Here is a 16,712-nt window from a genome sequence, read left to right on the forward strand (position 1 = left end):
TGCGGCGCGCGCCATGCTCGATAAACTCCGTTCTCTCGTTCGTGGCGCGCCGCTCCTGCCGCCGTCTCCTGCAACACCGCGTATCGCGCTCGACAGCGCGCCGCGCATCGAGCCTAACTGGCCGACAGTCGAAGGCCCGCGCCGCGGGCTCAGCATCAGCCCGGCGCTGCTCGAACAGCTTCAATCCATGCAGGGCGCGCAGCACGCCGTCATCGACTGGCCCGCGAAGTTCAAGCCAGCTGACGTGATGCCCGGCACCAAGGGCGACGAGAAGGGCGCCCCAGCCGTCGCGATGGATTCGATCTGCGACAACATTCCTGGCACGCTCGGCCTCTACAGCGGCTACGCCCAGATGCAGGGCGTCGACTTCATCGGCTACGCCGCGCTATCGCTGCTCGCGCAGCACCCGCTGATCCGCGCGATGGTCGAGACGCTGGCCGACGAGATGACGCGCAAGTGGATCGAGTTCAGCGGCCAGGGCGCCGAGGAATCGGACGCCGAGCGCGTGAAGGCGCTGCAGGCCGCGACCGAGAAATTCCACCTCAAGAAGCAGTTCAACCGCGCGATGAAGAAGACCGGCTACTTCGGTGGCTGCATGCTTTTCATCGACATGGGAGACGACACCTATTCCGAGGCGGGCAAGCGCGAGATCCAGACGCCGCTGACGCTCGATTCGGCCAAGATCACGAAGGACTCGTTCAAGGGCTTCCGTCTCATCGAGCCGATCAACTGCTACCCGGCGCCCTACAACGCCGACAATCCGCTCGCCGACGGCTATTACAAGCCGGACGCGTGGCTCGTGCAGGGCCGCAAGGTGCACGCGTCGCGCCTGCTGCACTTCACGCAGAACGAACCGCCCATCCTGCTCAAGCCCGCGTACAACTTCTTCGGCATCCCGCTCGCGCAGATGGCGCTGGACTACGTCGACCGCTTCGACACCGTGCGCATCGCCGTCGCGAAGCTCGTCAAGAGGTTCAGCACGTCGATCCTGAAGACCGACATGAGCCAGATGCTCAACGGCGGCGGCTATGACGACGCGACCAGCCTGAAGGCGCGCGCGTTGCTCTGGTCGATGATGGGATCGAACGACGGCCTGATGACGCTCGACATGGAGGCCGAAGATTTCGTCCAGGTCAACACGCCGGTGTCGGGCCTGGCCGATCTCGTGTCGCAGCAGCTCGAACTGCTCGCCGCGATCAGCCGCACGCCCGCCGTGAAGTTGCTCGGGATCTCGCCGAAGGGCTTCAATTCGACCGGCGAGTACGACGAGGCGAACTGGTACGACCATGTGTCGAGCCAGCAGCAGATCGTTTTCGCCGACAACCTCGACCGCGCCACGAAGATCATCCAGCTTTCCGAGAACGGCAAGATCGACGACGATCTCACGCATCGCTTCGTGCCGCTGCACGAGCAGAGCGAGGTCGAGAAGGCGACGAACCGCAAGAGCAACGCCGACACCAACGCGATCTACCTCGACCGCGGCGTCGTGTCGCCCGAGGAAGTCCGCGCACAGCTGGCCGCCGACCCCGACAGCGGTTTCGAATCGCTCGACGTTGACGAGCTGCCTGAGGGGCTGCCGGGCGCCGAAGAGGGCAACGAGCCGGACGCGGACAGCGCCGGTAACGTCTGATGCCCGCGCGCGCGCCGAAGGTTAAGGGCGAAATGCGCCCGGCGCGCCCGAGCGCTGCGCTGCGCGTCGCCTACCAGCGCCAGCTCGAACGCCTCGTCGACGAGATGCACCGCTCGACGCTGTATTGGCTGCGCGCCACCTACCGCGATCGCGAATCCGAAATCACCATGGACGCGTCGCCGGCCGCCGACCTGGCCGCGCAGCTCGCGCGTCGCGCCTCGCAGTGGCGCAAGATGTTCGCGAAGCGCGCGCCGGATCTCGCCCGCGAGTTCATTTCCAAGGTCGATCGTCACGCCACGAACGCCACGAAGCAGGCTGCCGTCGCGCTGACCGGCATGAGCGTTTCGGTCAAGGACACGCTGGTGTCGAACACGGTGCTCCAGGCGTCGGTACGCGAGAACGTCTCGCTCATCCAGTCCATCCAGTCCGAATACGCGACCGACGTCGAGGGCATCGTGATGCGCAGCGTCACGGCGGGCCGCGACCTCTCATACGTCACCGAGCAGTTGCAGCAGCGCTTCGGCGTGACGCGCCGCCGCGCGCAGCTGATCGCCACCGACCAGAACAACAAGGCCACGGCGCAGATGGCGCGCGTGCGCCAGCTCGGCATGGGGATCAAGAAGGCGCGCTGGCTTCACGTGGGCGGCGGTAAAAATCCGCGCCATTCTCACGTGCAGGCAAACGGGAAGGTTTTTGATTTGGATAAAGGTCTTAAAATCGACGGCGAATATATTTTCCCCGGCGAACTGATTAACTGCGGCTGCGTCGGGGCACCTCTTATCCCGGGCGTAGACGATGAAGCCGAATAAGCCAGTTATTCTCGCGTTCGACAAAATGACCGTCCGTCGTGTTGATACCGACGGGCGGCTTTTTGTTAAGACGAGCCACATTACCCGAGCCGACGTTAATCCCTATTACGGTCGGGAAATCCCGACGTGGGACGAACTCGGTCTCGATCCCGACCGCGTCTATCAGGTGTTCCGGCCGCCCGAGGAGCTGCAGAAGGGCGCCCACACGTTCAACACGTTGCCGATCCTTGCCATCCACACGCACGTAACGGCAGAAAACCCGCAAAAAGAAGAGATTATCGGCTCAACCGGGTCAAATGCGGTGTTTGACGGGACGTGGCTTGATAATGCGCTCGGATTTTGGGATGCGCAGTATATCGACAAAATCGACGACGATTCACAGCGAGAATTATCGTGCTCTTATCGTTATATTCCGATTATCGAAAACGGCTCCTATAATGGCTCGCCATACGATCTAAAAATGACGGCGATTGAAGGTAATCACGTCGCTTTAGTCGTCGAGGGTCGCGCCGGCCCGGAAGTGATGGTCGCTGATACCCAGATCCACCCCCCTCAAAAGGCACATACCGTGAAACTGAATCCCAAGCAAAAGGCCGCGCTGAAGGCGCGCATGCCGAAGCTCAAGGTGGCGATGGACGAGGGTCTCGACACCGAAGCCGTCGAAAACGCCCTCGAAGAAGCGCTCGAAGAAGTCCAGGCGCTCGGCGAACCGGAAACGACCGACGACGAAGAAGGCACGCTGCTCGAAAAGCTGAAGAAGCTGATCGAGGGCGCTGGCTCGACGGGCGCGAGCGACGAGGAAAAGAAGCCTGCCGACGACGAAGCGGCTAAGCGCGCTGAAGAAGCGCGCAAGGCCGACGAAGCCAAGAACGCGGGCGCCATGGACGCCAAGATCAAGGCCGCCGCCGACGGCGCGCGCGTCTCGATCGAAAGCCGCTTCCGCGCCGCGCAAAAGGTCGAGCCGATCACCGGCAAGCTCGATGCAATGGCCTTCGACTCGGCCGACGCGATCTTCGCGCACGCGCTGAAGGTCGGCGGCATGGAGCCCGAGAAGCACGACGCGGCGGCGTATAGCGGCATCGTCGATGTGCTGCTCACGAAGCGCGCAGAGCCGACGCCGCATGGCGCGCAGGACTCGGCCGCTAACGGCGAACTGCTGAAGATGTTCCCGGCGCTCGCCAAGATCAACCACGCGTAAGGATCACGCCATGAGCTTCCCGACCGCTGTTCGTTTGCAGCCCGAAGTTGGCGTGCCCGGCACGCGCGCTTCGATGAATCCGATTTCGGTGATCTCGCGTATCGCGCAGAGCGCCGTCACCGTCGCCCGTTTCGTGTGGCCCGGCACCGACACCGACAACCAGGTGCAGAACACGGGCACCGGCGCGCCGCTCGGCCTCGCCATCACCGATCAGGTCGGCGTCATCCCGAACTACCTCGCTGAATACAGCATGCAGGTGCCCGCCGGTTTCCCGGTGCAGGTCGCCGAGCAGGGCGAGTACTTCGCGAGTTCGGCCAACGCCGCTACGCTCGGCCAGAAGGTTTTCGCGACGCTCGCCGACGGCACGCTGCAGTTCGGCGCGGCCGGCGCCACGATCACCGGCGCCGTCGAAACGCCGTACGTCGTCACGCGCGGCGGCGCAGCGAACGCCGTCATCAAGATCTCGACCTGGAGCAACCTCGCATGAAACTCAATCAACTTCGCGAGTACGGCATTGTGCTCGCGCACGATGCGCAACTGCTCACGGACGAGCTGCGCGCCAAGGTCATCGCGGCCATGGACGCGGCGGGCCCGATGGTGACGATGCCCAACAACGGCATTCCGCAGATGCTCACGAACTACTTCGATCCGCGCGTGATCGAGGTGCTCGTCGCGCCGATGAACTCGGAACTGCTTTACCCGGCCGTGCAGAAGGGCGACTGGGCCACCGACACGACGACGTTCCTCGTGGTCGAAAACACGGGTGAAACGGCGACGTACGGCGACTTCAGCCAGAACGGCCAGTCGAGCCACAACGCAGTGTTCCCGCAGCGCCAGGCGTATGGCTTCCAGACGAACACGCAATGGGGCGATCGCCAGATGGCCGTCGCCGCTAAGGCACGCCTCGACTATGCGTCGCGCCAGCAGATCGCCTCGGCGCTCATCCTGCGCAAGAAGGAAAACGCGATCAACCTGTTCGGCGTCTCGGGCTTGCAGAACTACGGCCTGATGAACGATCCGGCGCTTATCACGCCGGTCGCGCCGACGACCGGTGTCGCGGGCAACACGTGGGCGCTGAAGACGTCGGACGAAATCTACAACGACTTCGTGCTGTTGTGGGCGGACCTCATCGCGCAGGGCAATGGCCTCATCAACACGAAATCGGCGGTGAAAGTCGGCATTCCGAACATCGTCGAGCAGTACCTCACGAAGCAGAACACCTACGGGCAGGTGCTCCGCGACCGGCTGAAGCTGGCCTATCCCAACATGACAATCGAGACGATCCCCGAGTTCGCGACGACCAGCGGCAACCTCGTGCAGATGATCGCGCAGGATGTCGAAGGTCAGCCGACCGGTGAGCTGGGCTACGCCGAACGCATGCGCGCGCACGGCGTGGTGCGTCACGAGTCGTCCTACTCGGAGAAGAAGTCGGGCCGCAACTGGGGCGCCGTCATCTACTACCCGATCTTCGTCGCGCAAATGCTGGGGGTTTAAGAATGGACGACACGAAACAGAACGAAAGCACCTCGACCGTCGACAAGACGAACACGAAGGCGCTCGAAAAGCCCGCTGGCAGCAAGAAGACGACGCAGGGCAACACCATCACCGTGTACTGCAAGCTGCCGCACGGCATTCGCTACAACCTGCCCGACGGCTCGACGTTGCGCCTGATCGGCTCGCTGGGCGAGGAGCGCTCGCCGTTGCAGGTCAGCGGCATGCCCGGTCGCGATAGCGTCGCTGGCTTCGGCGTGACGAAGAACGTCGATCCGGCCGCGTGGGCGTGGGTCGTTGATAACCATGGCGATTCGGTCGCGCACAAGAACAAGCTGATCTTCGCGCAGGAAGTGAACGACGCAGATTCGGGCGCAGCTGAAGCGAGCGAGAAGTCCGGTGAGGCGACTGGCTTCGAGCCGATCGATCCGAGCAAGGATCCGACCAACGACAAGGACGCGAACGCGCGCAACCTTGGCACGGCGAGCGCCACGAAGTGAGCACGCCCGCTGGCGTCGTCGTGTTTGACCCGGCCGCCTTCCAGGCGGCTTTTCCCGCTTTTGCGACGACGTCAGCGGACACCCTCACGGCCGACTTTGCGCTGGCCGAGCTCTACCTCAACAACACGCCGTGCTCGGTGGTGCAGGATCTCAACGCACGCGCGCAGATGCTCAACCTCATCACCGCGCACATCGCTTTCCTGCTGGGCCGCGCCGCGTCGAATAACGGCGCGAACGCGGCGGCCGTCGGCCAGATCCAATCGGCGGGCGAGGGCACGGTGAACGCGTCATTCGTTGCGGTGCAGGCGAAGAACGCCGCCTTCTGGGCGCAGAGCCAGTACGGCCTCATGTTCTGGCAGATGGCGCTGCCGTATCGCACGTTCCGCTATTTCCCGGCTCCCTGCTATGGGCGCGCCTAAGGTCGCCGGCGGCGTAAAGCTCGACGCCGCGCTCGCGCGCTATCTCGACACCGCAACGAAGACGATGCGCGCCGGTCTGCTCGAAGGCTCGACCGAGCCGGACGGCACGCCCACCGCGCTTGTCGGCTTCTGGAACGAGTACGGCACCACGCGCAAGACAGCAGACGGGCACACCGAGCATGTCCCGCCGCGTCCTTTCATGCGCACGACCGCGGAGAGCAACGGCACGCGCTGGGCGAAGATCGTCGGCGTAACCATGCAGCGCAACGGTGGAGATTTCGAAGCCGCGCTGCGCATCGCGGGCGAAGCGGCTGTCGTCGATATCCAGCAGACGATCGGCACCTGGACGAATCCGCCGAACGCAGAATCCACGATCGCGAAGAAGGGCTTCGACGGCCCGCTGCGCGGATCGGCCGCAGCTCCGATGCAGCACGCGGTCGCATACGACATCGTCGATGGAGCGCCTGAAGAATGACCCAGCTAAAACGTTGCTGCCACTGCGAAAAGATGCTCGCCGTAGTTGAATTCACTTCCGCGAAATTGAAGCCTGACGGCCTGAGTTCTTCGTGCAAGGCGTGCAAGCGCGAATATGATGCGCGCCGGTACGCTGCAAAGCGAGAAAAGTTGCTCGCCCAGCACAAAACTTGGCGGCGTGCAAACGGCGAACGGATTCGCGAATATCGCGATCAATGGCGCGCAGTGAATCTGGAGCACGTCAAAGCCGTTCAACGCGCGTATGACCAAAGAAATGCGGACAAAATTCGCGCACGGAAGGCCGCGCGTCGAACTGCGTTGCGAGAAATCAACCTATGAATCTCCATGGCCTCGTCTCCAGCATCATTGGCACGATCAATCCGTTCGTGCCGGTGACGCTCAACCAGAGCGCCGGATACTCCACGGCTGACGACGGCACGCGCACACCAGCGTTCACCACGTCCGCGCAGTCGGCGCAGGTGCAGGCGCTCAGCGCGCCCGAGATCCAGCACCTCGACGGTCTCAACATTCAGGGCGTGCTGCGCAAGGCGTATCTCAACGGCGACTGGCGCGGCGTGTATCGCCCCAACAACCAGGGCGGCGACCGGCTCGTGTTCGGCACGACCAGCGACGTCCCTGTGTCGTTGCAGGGCACGACGTGGAAGGTCGTCACCGTGTTCGAGACGTGGCCGGATTGGTGCGCGCTCGCGATTCAATTGCAGGTGGGCTGATGGCCGCCACGATCTCCATTACCGAAGCGAACGTGTGCGCCGCGCTGCGCAGCTTTCTGCTCGGCATCCTCGCGAGCGGCGTCGAGGTCGTGCGCGCGCAGGATAACGACGTCGGTGAGCCGCAGGGGCCCGACTTCGTCATGATGAACGTGATCTCGCTGCCGCGGCTCGCCACGAACGTCGACGATTACACCGATCCCGGTACGAATCCGGGCACGCGCAATTCGATGCAGTCGATCAAGATGGGCGTGCAGCTCGACGTGCACGGCCCGAATTCTGCGGACAACTCAGCGATGATCACCACGTTGCTCCGCGACGAATATGCGTGCATTCAATTTGCAGCAATTAATCCCGATATTCAGCCGTTATATTGCGACGAGCCGAAACAGGTTCCGTTTATTAACGGAGAAAATCTGTACGAGCAGCGTTGGATTATCACTGCTGCGATTCAGTACAATCCAGTAACGCAAACGCCGCAAGATTTTGCCGATCAGGTAGAGGTCGGAATTATCAGCGTTGACGCGGCATATCCTCCCGGAGCATAAGACATGTCGATCCCGGCATCCGAAATCGCGTCCTCAACGCCCAGCGTTATCAGTGCAGGCGGGTCGGCGCTCGATATTAACGGCATCATTCTCACGAACAGCGCGCGCGTTCCGATGGGGAGTGTTCCTACTTTCTCAAGCCAGGCGGCAGTCGGAAATTATTTCGGCGAGTCGTCGCTTCAATATCAACTTGCTGGCGTTTATTTCGGCGGATTCGATAATTCGAACGTGAAGCCCGGACAACTCGGCTTCATGCAATACGCGCAATCGGCTGTCGCTGGCTATTTGCGCGGCGGCTCGCTCGCGTCGATGACCCTCGCGCAACTCCAGGCATTGTCAGGTTCGCTCTCGGTTTCCATCGATGGCTTCGCGCGCGCAGCCGCATCGATCAATTTGTCGAGCGCGTCGAGCTTCTCGGCTGCGGCCGCCGCGATCCAGACCGCACTGAACGCAACGCCGCCGACGCCGGCCGTCGTAACGGGCTCGATCGCTGGCACGACGCTCACGGTTTCTGCGGTCACATCCGGCGCGCTGGCGATCGGCCAGGTGCTGACGGGCAGCGGCATAACCGCCGGCACGAAGATCACCGGCTTCCTGACGGGTTCTGGCGGTGTTGGCACGTACACGATCGACCAATCGCAGACGGTCGCGAGCACGTCGATCACCGGCGCGGCCGCAGCAGTCGCGGTGACGTTCGACAGCGTGTCGAGCGCTTTCGTCATCACTTCCGGCATCACGGGTGCACCGTCGACCGTGGCGTATGCGACCGGAACGCTCGCCGCAGGCCTCGCGCTCACGCTGGCTACTGGCGCGGTGCTATCTCAGGGCGCGGCGCCGTCGACACCTGCAACCGCGATGGCGGCGCTTGTGAAGGCTACCCAGAACTGGGTATCGTTCATGACGGATTTCGATCCGGACAACGGCACCGGCAATGCAAACAAGCTGCTCTTCGCGAACTGGACAGCGCAGCAGAATAGCCGCTATGTGTATGCCGCGTGGGACACCGACCAGAGCCCCGCGGCGTCCAACTCCGCAACGACGTCGCTCGGCTACATCGTCAAGCAAAACCAGATGAGTGGCGTGTGTCCGATCTATCAGGACATCAACCAGGCGGCGTTCCTCATGGGCATGCTTGCCTCGATCGACTTTACGGAACAGAACGGCCGCATCACGTGTGCGTTCAAATCGCAGTCCGGCCTCGCCGCGACGGTGACCGACGATGGCGTGTACAACAATCTTCTCGCCAACGGCTACAACATGTATGGCGCGTTCGCGACGGCCAATGATGAATTCACGTTCTTCTACCCCGGATCAATTGGCGGCCAATACGACTGGATCGACTCGTTCGTCAATCAGGTTTGGGTGAATAACCAGTTCCAGCTCGCCATCATGACTGGCCTGAAGAACACGAAATCGGTGCCGTACAACGTGGCAGGCGACACGTTGATCGAAGCGTGGCTAAACGATCCGATCACTCAGTTTGGTAATTTCGGCGGCTTCCAGAAGGGAGTCCAGCTCTCGGCAGCGCAGGCGGCAGAAGTGAAGCAGGATGCAGGCCTCGACATCAGCAGTGCGCTTTTCACGAACGGGAACTACCTTCAGGTGCTTGCGTCGCAAGCGTCAGCGCAGGTACGCGGCGCGCGCTCGTCGCCGCCCTGCACATGGTGGTACATGGACGGCGGCAGCGTGCAGAAGCTGAACGTCGGCTCAGTGATGGTTCAATAAGGGGAACGATATGTCTGGATCCATTACGAGCGCCAACAGCACGATCATGCTGAGCGTTGAAACCATCTACACGACCGCACAGCAGATGCAAGGCTATGCGGCAGAAGACATTTTCGACACCGATGACGTTGATCTTGCGGAAGTCGTGCTCGGGCTCGACGGAAAGCAAAGCAGCGGCTGGGTGCCGTTCAACGTGAAATGGCGCTTCACGCTCATGCCGAATTCGCCATTCATCCTTGTGATGGACACGTGGATCACCGCGCAGAACGTGCTGAAAGACGTCTATATCGCGCAGGCCAATGTCAAGCTCCCTGGCCCCGGAAAGAAGTTCGCGATGAATAACGGCACTCTGACGCGCGGCAAGGTCATCCCGGACGCGAAGAAGACCCTTCAACCGCAGACCTACGAAATCACGTGGGAATCTGTGCTTCCGGCTCCGGTGTAATGCGATGCGAAAAACAATCAGCTACCTCGTGACGGACGAGGGCCGCGATAAGGGCAAGCGGTTCCTCATCACCGAAATGTCGGCGGCGCGCGCGGAAGAATGGGCCGCACGCGCACTGTTCTCGGTTATGAGTTGCGGCATTAATGTGCCCGACAACATTCTGAAGGCGGGCTTTGCGGGAATCGCCGCCATTGGCATCAAGTCGATGACGAAGGTGCCGTTCGAACTCGCCAAGCCGCTCTTCGACGAAATGATGACCTGCGTGCAGTACGAGTTCGAGGCTGGCCGCGACGGCGGCGCGCGGGCGCTCATGGACGACGACATCGAGGAAGTCGCCACGCGCCTGAAGCTGCGCAAGGCCGTGCTGCAGCTCCATCTGGATGCTTTTCTGGGCGCCGCCCCATCGACACAGGCTTCTGGGGCGGCGGCAGTTCCCGCCTGATCGAGTATCCGAACGTGCCGCGCTCGATCGGCGTAGTGGTTTCGCGCCGACGGGCAACGCTGATCGAACTGCAAACCGTGTACGGGCTCGCCGACCTGCATGACCTGCTCGAAATAATTCTGGTGGATTCGCACAACGAGCGCGTCGCGACCGAGAATAGGAATTGACCGTGCCGACGATCGTAGACGCTCTCATCGTTACGCTGGGCCTCGACGCTGCCGCATTCAAGCGCGGCAAGTCCGAGGCCACCAACAGCACGAAGAAGCTCACCGCCGAAGAACTGCGGGCGGCCAAAGAGATCGAGGCCCGCAACAAGAAGGCGGCCGACTCTTTCCGCGCCGTGCGCAACGAGCTTCTCGCGCTGCTGGCGCTCTTCACCGCCGGTCTCGGCATCAAGGACTTCACCGAACAGACCATCAAGGGTGCCATCGCCACCGGCCAGCTTGCGCGCGACCTCGGCATGGTGCCCGGGCAGGTGCGCGCGGTGGAACAGGCGTTCGACCGCCTGGGCGCTTCCACGACCGACGCCGACGACGCACTGAAGGGCATTCAGGAACAGGCCGCGAAGCTGAAGAACGGCCAGCTCGACGACCGGCTGCACGCGTATCTGATGAACGCCAGTCGCGCGGGCGTCAGTGCCAACGTGCACGACGTTGACGACCCGATGAAGAAGCTGGAGCAGGACGCCGTGATCGCGCAGCGGCTTGCCCAGACGCAGGGCCGCGGCTTCGCGATCCTTTCGCTTCAGCAGGAAGGCTACACGCGCGCGATGGCCGACGCGCTCATGCAAGGCCCGCAGGCTTTGCAGGCGGAAGTGCAGCGGCAGCAGAAGCTCAACCAGCTATCGCAGGACGAGACCGACCGGCTGCGCGCGCTCGACAATCGCTGGAAGGACTTCAAGGAAGGTCTCGTCACAACCGGCCAGCGCATCGTGATCGCGCTCGAACCGGCGTTCAACGTCGTCGTCGGACTGCTCACGCGGATGTCCGACTGGTTCGCCGCGCACGCCGACCAGATCGGCACGCAGGTGAAGGATCTCGCCGACCGCTTCGCCGCGTGGATTACCGGCGTGGACTGGGACAAGGTGATCGCCGACGTGAAGGCGTTCTTCGAGCAACTCGACAAGGCCGCGCAATCGCTCGGCGGCTGGAAGACCATCCTCGAAGCGTTGGTGGCGCTGAAGCTCCTGTCGTTCGTTGGCAGTGTGGTTTCGCTCGCGGGCGCGTTCACGAGCCTTGGCGGGGCTCTCGGGGGCATTGCCACGGCGGGCGCCGCTGCGCTGCCGATCCTGATGCGCTTGCTCGGGCCGGCGGCGCTGGCGCTGCACAGCGAAAGCCTGAATGCGGGAGAGGAAAACACGCGCACAACGCAGCCCGGCGACACCTGGGACGGCGATCCTGTCGGGCAAGCCCGGCAGGCGGCCAACAGCGGATCGCTGGCCGACCGCCAGGCATACATCGCCAAGCGCTTCAAAGAGGCTGGCTATAGCGACGCGCAGGCGGCGGGCGTCATCGGCAGCCTCATGCAGGAGAGCCAGCTTGATCCGACCGCCGTCAACAAGAAGTCGGGCAACGCTGGAATCGCGCAGTGGGGCGGCGCCCGCGCCGCACAGTTCCAGCAGCAGTTCGGCCACTCGCTCAAGGATTCGACCTTCGGCGAGCAGGTCGACTTCATGCTCTGGGAGCTGAAGAACACCGAGAAGCGCGCCGATCAGCGCATCCGTATGGCGCAGACGCCCGCGCAGGCCGCCGAGATCCACGCGCGCGAATACGAGCGCCCGGGCGCCGACGAAGCCAATATCGCGCAGCGCCAGCGGTATGCCGCGAGTGTGGCCGGCAGCATCGGCCAGGGCAACGCTGCGCAGATCGCGCAGCAGACGTCGGCCGCGCCGTCCGTCGCATCGTCTAGCACGTCCAACGTCTCGACCAGCACGTCGACGAGCGAGACGAACATCAACGGGCCTATCACCATCCAGACGCAGTCTACGGACGCCGCGGGCATCGCGCGCGACTTCGGGCGCCAGATGAAGGCGAACTTCACGCTGCCGCAAGCCAATACGGGGTTGAGCTGATATGGCGATGCCGATTATTTCCGTGCCGCTCTATCCGGACGTCCCTTTTGCAGACGGCGTGCCCTCTGTGTTGCGCGCGCCCGGCACGGTGACTATCTCAACCGATCCGGCGCTGATCCTCGCGGACGCCATCGGCATCCTGCAAAACGTGCTCACGCCGGTCTGGGGCGTATTCGATGACACCGGTCTGCCTGTGGCCATCGCCGACACGACGCTGATGCTCGAATACATGGCGGACTCGCGCGTTGCGAACTACCCGCAGGAGCAGGGCGCGTTCGGCTCGTATAACAAGGTGCAAGTGCCGTATCGCGGCACAGTCTCGCTCGTGTGCGGTCGTACCGTCGCCGATCGCGAAGCGTTTCTCGCTGCAATCGACGCGGCCAAGCAGTCGACCGACCTCTATACGATCGCGACGCCGGATGCGACATACGCCGACGCGAATATCGTGGCCTACGACTATCGGCGCACGACGAAGAACGGCGCCGCGCTGCTGATCGTCAACCTGCACATCGAGGAAATTCGCCAGACCGGCACGGCGGCGTTCGCGAACACGCAAAACCCGGCATCGGCGGATCCAGTGAACCAGGGGCAGGTGCAGACGCAGACGCCCACGGCGGCGCAGTCAGCGCTGTTCGGCCCGGTGTCGGTCGCCAGCGGCGTCGGCGGGGTGGTGTGATGCTGATTATTCCGTTGCCTGCCAAGCCCTGGCCTAAGTTGAGCGTGCTGCTCGCAGGCCAGAACTGCCAGATCTCCGTCTACCAGAAAACGACGGGGCTTTACCTCGACCTCTCGGTCAACAACGCGCCGATCAAGACCGGCATCATCTGCCGCGACCGCGTGAAGCTCATCCGGCACGCGTATCTAGGCTTTACCGGCGATCTCGCGTTCTTCGACACACAGGGCGTGACCGACCCGACCTACACTGGTCTGGGCTCGCGCTATCAGCTCGTCTACCTCGAAGCGAGCGACCTGTCATGAGCTTCACGAAAAAGCGCATCGATGTGACGATCTCGCTCGGCACCGGCCAGTTCGGAGAGAGCGGTGCGAATACGGTCACGCTGTCTGGGCTGCGCGTGAAAGCGCTGATTCAGGCCGCGCCCGGCGACGCTATGCCGGCCGCGCAGGTGCAGGTCTTCGGCCTTCCGCTCGACATGGTGAACCAGCTCACGTCCGTGGGGCTCGTCAACGCCGCCGTGCGACTCCAGAACACGATGCTAATTGCGGCGGGCGACGACGAGACCGGGCTGACCACGATCTACGACGGCACGATCAACGAGTCGTGGGGGCAGTTCGAGGGGATGCCGGACGTCCCGCTGAACGTGATCGCCGTGGCAGGGCTGGCCGCCTCACTGAAGCCGGTGAACGCCATCAGCTTTCAGGGGCAGGCCGATGTCGCGACGATCATGTCGAGCCTCGCGCAGACGATGGGCTTCGCGTTCGAGAACAACGGCGTGCAGGTGCAGCTCGCGAATCCGTACTTCCCCGGCACCGCGCTCGCGCAGGCGCGCGCGTGTGCCCGGGCGGCCGACATCTACATGACGATCGATCGCGGCACGCTCGCGATCTGGCCGAAGACCACGTCGCGCCTGCAGCAGGAGGACGTGCCGCTGATTTCGGTGGCGACCGGCATGGTTGGCTATCCGACCTTCTCCAGCAACGGCATTTCGCTGACGACGCTTTTCAATCCGCACATCAAACCGGGCGGCCAGATCCAAGTCGAAAGCTCGCTGCCTGTCGCGAACGGCACGTGGTTCGTCTCCGAGGTCGTGCACACGATCGAGAGCGAGACGCCCAACGGCCAGTGGTTCACGCGCGTGCTCGGGAGGCCCATGAATGTCTGACGTTCAAGACAACGGATACCGCGGCGCGCAGGATCAGACTGACGGGACGTCGGATTTCAACGAGCAGTCCTTCCTCATCTGGCAGACCTTGCGGTCGATCAGCGGCGCGCGGCTCGTGCAGGTGATGGCCGTCACGAACGCGGGCGGCGTCTCGCCGGTCGGCTTCGTGGACGTGCAGCCGCTCGTGAACCAGCTCGACGGCTGGAACAACGCGGTGCCGCACGGCACGATCTATCACCTGCCGTACTTTCGGCTTCAGGGCGGCGCGAACGCCGTGATCATCGACCCGCAGGTCGGCGACATTGGCGTGGCCATCGTCGAGGATCGCGACATATCGTCGGTGAAGGCGAACAAGGCCCAGGCGAACCCTGGGTCGAAGCGCATCTTCGACCTGGCCGACGGGCTCTATCTGGGCGGTTTCCTCAACGGCGCGCCGCAGCAATACGTCCAGTTCAGCAGCGCGGGCGTGGCCGTGGTCTCGCCAACGAAGGTCAAGTTGCAGGCGCCGCTCGTCGAGGTCGATGCGTCGACGTCGTTCACGGTGAACTCGCCGCAGTCAGGCTTCAGCGGGACGGTGATCATTCAAGGCTTGCTGTCGTGGCTCGGCGGCATGACGGGCAGCATCGCGAGCGGCGTCGCCTCGGTGATCAACGGGGCGGTGCAGTTCGTCGGTACGATCACCTCGAACGGCCACGCGATCGACAGCACTCACCAGCACACCAATTCTGGCGGCTCGGGCCTCGGCGGCCCACCGCAGTGAGCGAGCGAACATGATCACGACTCTTCTACTCGACCGCACGCGCTGGGATCTCTGCCTTGATGCCAGCGGCAATATCGCGCTCGCGTCTGCGCCGTATGCGGTCGCACAGGACGTCGCCAGCGCCGTGCGCACGTTCCTTGGCGAAGTCTGGTTCGAAACGACGCAGGGCGTGCCTTACTGGCAGGACATCCTCGGCAAGTTCTCGCCGCTCTCGATCGTCAAGAAAGACATCGTGAACGCAGCGATGACCGTCCAGACCGTCACGTCTGCGCGCTGCTTCATCACCGGATTTTCGTACGCCTCGCGCGTGCTCACCGGGCAGGTTCAGGCCTACACCGCAGACAGCCCGAACCCCATCCTGATCGATTTCTGAGGCGCATATGTCGACTCCCTCCAGCAGCGTTCCGTCAATCACGTGGGCAACCACCGGGCCGGTCGTGCCCGCCGAGTCGGATATCGTCGCGGGCGTGCTCGCAGACGCCAATGCGGCATTCGGCGGAAACATGAACATCGCGAACGCCGACGGCACGCCGAACCTAAAGACGGCGCAGGGGCAGCTCGCGTCGAGCACCGCGGCAATCATCGGTGCAAAGAACGACGACATCCTCGAAGTGGTGAACGGCGTCGACCCGGATACCGCCGACGGCCGCTTCCAGGACGGCATTGCGCGCATCTACTTCATCGAGCGCAATCCGGCCGAGCCGACGGCGCTGCAGGTGGCGTGCGTGGGCCTCGCTGGCACGGTGATTCCGGTTGGCGCGATGATCGCCGACACCAGCAACAACGTCTATCTGTGCACGCAGGCCGGGACGATCCCCGCGAGTGGCACGATTACGCTCGGCTTCGCATGCAAGACGACTGGCCCGACGGCGGTGCCTGCGGCGAATCAAGTGTCAATCTACCAGGCGATCTCTGGGTGGGACACCGTGAGCGTGGTGTCGGGCGTGGTGGGCAACGACGTCGAGTCGCGCGCGGACTTCGAATACCGGCGCCGCCAGTCGGTCGCGCTGAACGCGGCGGGCTCGGTGCCCGCCGTGCGCGCGGCGGTGCTCAACGTCGCGAATGTGCTAGACGCGTGCGTGCTCGACAATCCGCTCGGCACGCCGGTCGTCAACGGTGATTTCACACTGCCGGCGAATTCGCTGTACGTCGGTGTCTACGGCGGCGCGGCGCAGGACATCGGCAATGCGATCTGGACGAAGAAGAGCCCGGGCTGCAACTACGCAGGCACGACGCCCGTCACGGTGCAGGATACGAGCGTCGGCTCGCAGCCCTACCCGCAGTACACCGTGAAATACCAGGTGCTCACCGCAGTGCCGATCCTGTTTGCGGTGCAGCTCGCGAACAACCCGAACCTGCCGGCGAACATCATTACGCTCGTTCAGAACGCGATCATCGCCGCATTCACGGGTGCCGACGGCGGCTCGCGCGCGCGCAGCAATTCGACGATCTTCGCGGGCCGCTATTACCCGGGCGTTATCGCGATCGACCCGTCCGTCGAACTGCTCTCGATTCAGCTCGGCACGACGGCGGCGAACGCGAACAGTGTCGTGATGGGAATTGATCAAACCCCTACGATTACAGCAGCAAACATTGCTGTGAACCTCGTATGATTTCGAAATCCTCTCTAT

22 protein-coding genes are annotated in these 16,712 nt (G+C 63.3%); all 22 read left to right on the plus strand.

What is annotated here, in order from left to right; genetic code table 11:
- Positions 1-13 precede the first annotated feature (13 nt).
- From BBA01S_RS03510 to BBA01S_RS03615, 22 genes are read left to right on the plus strand one after another with little or no spacing between them, the layout of a single operon-like run.
- Positions 14-1,630, plus strand: coding sequence for a DUF1073 domain-containing protein (locus BBA01S_RS03510; RefSeq protein ID WP_027815214.1), 1,617 nt, complete (start codon positions 14-16; stop codon positions 1,628-1,630).
- Positions 1,630-2,439 (plus strand): phage head morphogenesis protein, encoded by an 810-nt coding sequence (locus BBA01S_RS03515; RefSeq protein WP_027815215.1) that lies wholly within the window; start codon positions 1,630-1,632, stop codon positions 2,437-2,439. The genes BBA01S_RS03510 and BBA01S_RS03515 overlap by 1 nt, the downstream gene beginning before the upstream one ends.
- Positions 2,426-3,637 (plus strand): DUF2213 domain-containing protein, encoded by a 1,212-nt coding sequence (locus BBA01S_RS03520; protein ID WP_027815216.1) that lies wholly within the window; start codon positions 2,426-2,428, stop codon positions 3,635-3,637. Before BBA01S_RS03515 ends, BBA01S_RS03520 begins: the two co-directional genes overlap by 14 nt.
- Positions 3,638-3,647: 10 nt before the next feature.
- On the plus strand, positions 3,648-4,124 hold the full coding sequence (locus BBA01S_RS03525; protein WP_027815217.1) for a structural cement protein Gp24: 477 nt from the start codon (positions 3,648-3,650) through the stop codon (positions 4,122-4,124).
- Positions 4,121-5,131, plus strand: coding sequence for a hypothetical protein (locus BBA01S_RS03530; protein WP_027815218.1), 1,011 nt, complete (start codon positions 4,121-4,123; stop codon positions 5,129-5,131). The genes BBA01S_RS03525 and BBA01S_RS03530 overlap by 4 nt, the downstream gene beginning before the upstream one ends.
- Positions 5,132-5,133: 2 nt before the next feature.
- On the plus strand, positions 5,134-5,628 hold the full coding sequence (locus tag BBA01S_RS39910) for a hypothetical protein (RefSeq protein ID WP_042295875.1): 495 nt from the start codon (positions 5,134-5,136) through the stop codon (positions 5,626-5,628).
- On the plus strand, positions 5,625-6,047 hold the full coding sequence (locus tag BBA01S_RS03540) for a DUF4054 domain-containing protein (protein ID WP_027815219.1): 423 nt from the start codon (positions 5,625-5,627) through the stop codon (positions 6,045-6,047). Before BBA01S_RS39910 ends, BBA01S_RS03540 begins: the two co-directional genes overlap by 4 nt.
- The gene (locus BBA01S_RS03545) at positions 6,034-6,522 is read left to right on the plus strand and encodes a hypothetical protein (RefSeq protein WP_027815220.1); all 489 of its coding nucleotides are present in this window, start codon (positions 6,034-6,036) and stop codon (positions 6,520-6,522) included. Before BBA01S_RS03540 ends, BBA01S_RS03545 begins: the two co-directional genes overlap by 14 nt.
- Positions 6,519-6,860 carry a hypothetical protein gene (locus BBA01S_RS46650; protein ID WP_156965853.1) on the plus strand — a complete coding sequence of 114 codons (342 nt, stop codon included), beginning with the start codon at positions 6,519-6,521 and terminating at the stop codon, positions 6,858-6,860. The genes BBA01S_RS03545 and BBA01S_RS46650 overlap by 4 nt, the downstream gene beginning before the upstream one ends.
- The gene (locus tag BBA01S_RS03555; protein WP_027815221.1) at positions 6,857-7,252 is read left to right on the plus strand and encodes a hypothetical protein; all 396 of its coding nucleotides are present in this window, start codon (positions 6,857-6,859) and stop codon (positions 7,250-7,252) included. Before BBA01S_RS46650 ends, BBA01S_RS03555 begins: the two co-directional genes overlap by 4 nt.
- A complete protein-coding gene (locus BBA01S_RS03560) occupies positions 7,252-7,797 on the plus strand; it encodes a phage neck terminator protein (protein WP_027815222.1) in 546 nt (181 codons plus the stop codon). Before BBA01S_RS03555 ends, BBA01S_RS03560 begins: the two co-directional genes overlap by 1 nt.
- 3 nt (positions 7,798-7,800) lie before the next feature.
- The gene (locus tag BBA01S_RS03565; RefSeq protein WP_027815223.1) at positions 7,801-9,522 is read left to right on the plus strand and encodes a DUF3383 domain-containing protein; all 1,722 of its coding nucleotides are present in this window, start codon (positions 7,801-7,803) and stop codon (positions 9,520-9,522) included.
- Positions 9,523-9,532: 10 nt separating this feature from the next.
- Positions 9,533-9,967 (plus strand): phage tail fiber protein, encoded by a 435-nt coding sequence (locus BBA01S_RS03570; RefSeq protein ID WP_027815224.1) that lies wholly within the window; start codon positions 9,533-9,535, stop codon positions 9,965-9,967.
- A 4-nt stretch (positions 9,968-9,971) separates the two neighbouring features.
- On the plus strand, positions 9,972-10,409 hold the full coding sequence (locus tag BBA01S_RS03575; protein ID WP_027815225.1) for a hypothetical protein: 438 nt from the start codon (positions 9,972-9,974) through the stop codon (positions 10,407-10,409).
- A 14-nt stretch (positions 10,410-10,423) separates the two neighbouring features.
- Positions 10,424-10,576, plus strand: coding sequence for a transcription elongation factor GreA (locus BBA01S_RS03580; protein ID WP_245641411.1), 153 nt, complete (start codon positions 10,424-10,426; stop codon positions 10,574-10,576).
- Between the two features lie 2 nt (positions 10,577-10,578).
- Positions 10,579-12,480 carry a phage tail tip lysozyme gene (locus tag BBA01S_RS03585; protein WP_156965854.1) on the plus strand — a complete coding sequence of 634 codons (1,902 nt, stop codon included), beginning with the start codon at positions 10,579-10,581 and terminating at the stop codon, positions 12,478-12,480.
- A 7-nt stretch (positions 12,481-12,487) separates the two neighbouring features.
- Positions 12,488-13,156, plus strand: a complete 669-nt coding sequence (locus BBA01S_RS39915; protein WP_156965855.1) for a phage baseplate protein — start codon at positions 12,488-12,490, stop codon at positions 13,154-13,156.
- The gene (locus BBA01S_RS03595; protein ID WP_027815228.1) at positions 13,156-13,458 is read left to right on the plus strand and encodes a phage baseplate plug family protein; all 303 of its coding nucleotides are present in this window, start codon (positions 13,156-13,158) and stop codon (positions 13,456-13,458) included. Before BBA01S_RS39915 ends, BBA01S_RS03595 begins: the two co-directional genes overlap by 1 nt.
- Positions 13,455-14,321: a baseplate hub protein gene (locus BBA01S_RS03600; protein WP_027815229.1), complete on the plus strand. Its 867-nt coding sequence runs from the start codon at positions 13,455-13,457 to the stop codon at positions 14,319-14,321. Before BBA01S_RS03595 ends, BBA01S_RS03600 begins: the two co-directional genes overlap by 4 nt.
- Complete coding sequence (locus BBA01S_RS03605; RefSeq protein ID WP_027815230.1) at positions 14,314-15,081, plus strand: hypothetical protein; 768 nt, start codon at positions 14,314-14,316, stop codon at positions 15,079-15,081. Before BBA01S_RS03600 ends, BBA01S_RS03605 begins: the two co-directional genes overlap by 8 nt.
- Positions 15,082-15,091: 10 nt before the next feature.
- Entirely contained in the window at positions 15,092-15,454 is a 363-nt protein-coding gene (locus tag BBA01S_RS03610; RefSeq protein ID WP_156965856.1) for a hypothetical protein, read from the plus strand.
- Positions 15,455-15,461: 7 nt separating this feature from the next.
- The gene (locus BBA01S_RS03615; RefSeq protein WP_027815232.1) at positions 15,462-16,694 is read left to right on the plus strand and encodes a baseplate J/gp47 family protein; all 1,233 of its coding nucleotides are present in this window, start codon (positions 15,462-15,464) and stop codon (positions 16,692-16,694) included.
- Positions 16,695-16,712 lie beyond the last annotated feature (18 nt).

The organism is Paraburkholderia bannensis NBRC 103871 (assembly GCF_000685015.1).
GTDB classification, from domain to species: domain Bacteria; phylum Pseudomonadota; class Gammaproteobacteria; order Burkholderiales; family Burkholderiaceae; genus Paraburkholderia; species Paraburkholderia bannensis.

Coding starts and splice junctions, on each gene's coding strand:
- BBA01S_RS03530 (WP_027815218.1), top strand. CDS start 4,121: ATGAAACTCAATCAACTTCGCGAGTACGGCATTGTGCTCGCGCACGAT.
- BBA01S_RS03610 (WP_156965856.1), top strand. CDS start 15,092: ATGATCACGACTCTTCTACTCGACCGCACGCGCTGGGATCTCTGCCTT.
- BBA01S_RS03520 (WP_027815216.1), top strand. CDS start 2,426: ATGAAGCCGAATAAGCCAGTTATTCTCGCGTTCGACAAAATGACCGTC.
- BBA01S_RS46650 (WP_156965853.1), top strand. CDS start 6,519: ATGACCCAGCTAAAACGTTGCTGCCACTGCGAAAAGATGCTCGCCGTA.
- BBA01S_RS03565 (WP_027815223.1), top strand. CDS start 7,801: ATGTCGATCCCGGCATCCGAAATCGCGTCCTCAACGCCCAGCGTTATC.
- BBA01S_RS03555 (WP_027815221.1), top strand. CDS start 6,857: ATGAATCTCCATGGCCTCGTCTCCAGCATCATTGGCACGATCAATCCG.
- BBA01S_RS03515 (WP_027815215.1), top strand. CDS start 1,630: ATGCCCGCGCGCGCGCCGAAGGTTAAGGGCGAAATGCGCCCGGCGCGC.
- BBA01S_RS03595 (WP_027815228.1), top strand. CDS start 13,156: ATGCTGATTATTCCGTTGCCTGCCAAGCCCTGGCCTAAGTTGAGCGTG.
- BBA01S_RS03545 (WP_027815220.1), top strand. CDS start 6,034: ATGGGCGCGCCTAAGGTCGCCGGCGGCGTAAAGCTCGACGCCGCGCTC.
- BBA01S_RS03575 (WP_027815225.1), top strand. CDS start 9,972: ATGCGAAAAACAATCAGCTACCTCGTGACGGACGAGGGCCGCGATAAG.
- BBA01S_RS39915 (WP_156965855.1), top strand. CDS start 12,488: ATGCCGATTATTTCCGTGCCGCTCTATCCGGACGTCCCTTTTGCAGAC.
- BBA01S_RS03510 (WP_027815214.1), top strand. CDS start 14: ATGCTCGATAAACTCCGTTCTCTCGTTCGTGGCGCGCCGCTCCTGCCG.
- BBA01S_RS03570 (WP_027815224.1), top strand. CDS start 9,533: ATGTCTGGATCCATTACGAGCGCCAACAGCACGATCATGCTGAGCGTT.
- BBA01S_RS03560 (WP_027815222.1), top strand. CDS start 7,252: ATGGCCGCCACGATCTCCATTACCGAAGCGAACGTGTGCGCCGCGCTG.
- BBA01S_RS03600 (WP_027815229.1), top strand. CDS start 13,455: ATGAGCTTCACGAAAAAGCGCATCGATGTGACGATCTCGCTCGGCACC.
- BBA01S_RS03525 (WP_027815217.1), top strand. CDS start 3,648: ATGAGCTTCCCGACCGCTGTTCGTTTGCAGCCCGAAGTTGGCGTGCCC.
- BBA01S_RS03615 (WP_027815232.1), top strand. CDS start 15,462: ATGTCGACTCCCTCCAGCAGCGTTCCGTCAATCACGTGGGCAACCACC.
- BBA01S_RS39910 (WP_042295875.1), top strand. CDS start 5,134: ATGGACGACACGAAACAGAACGAAAGCACCTCGACCGTCGACAAGACG.
- BBA01S_RS03605 (WP_027815230.1), top strand. CDS start 14,314: ATGTCTGACGTTCAAGACAACGGATACCGCGGCGCGCAGGATCAGACT.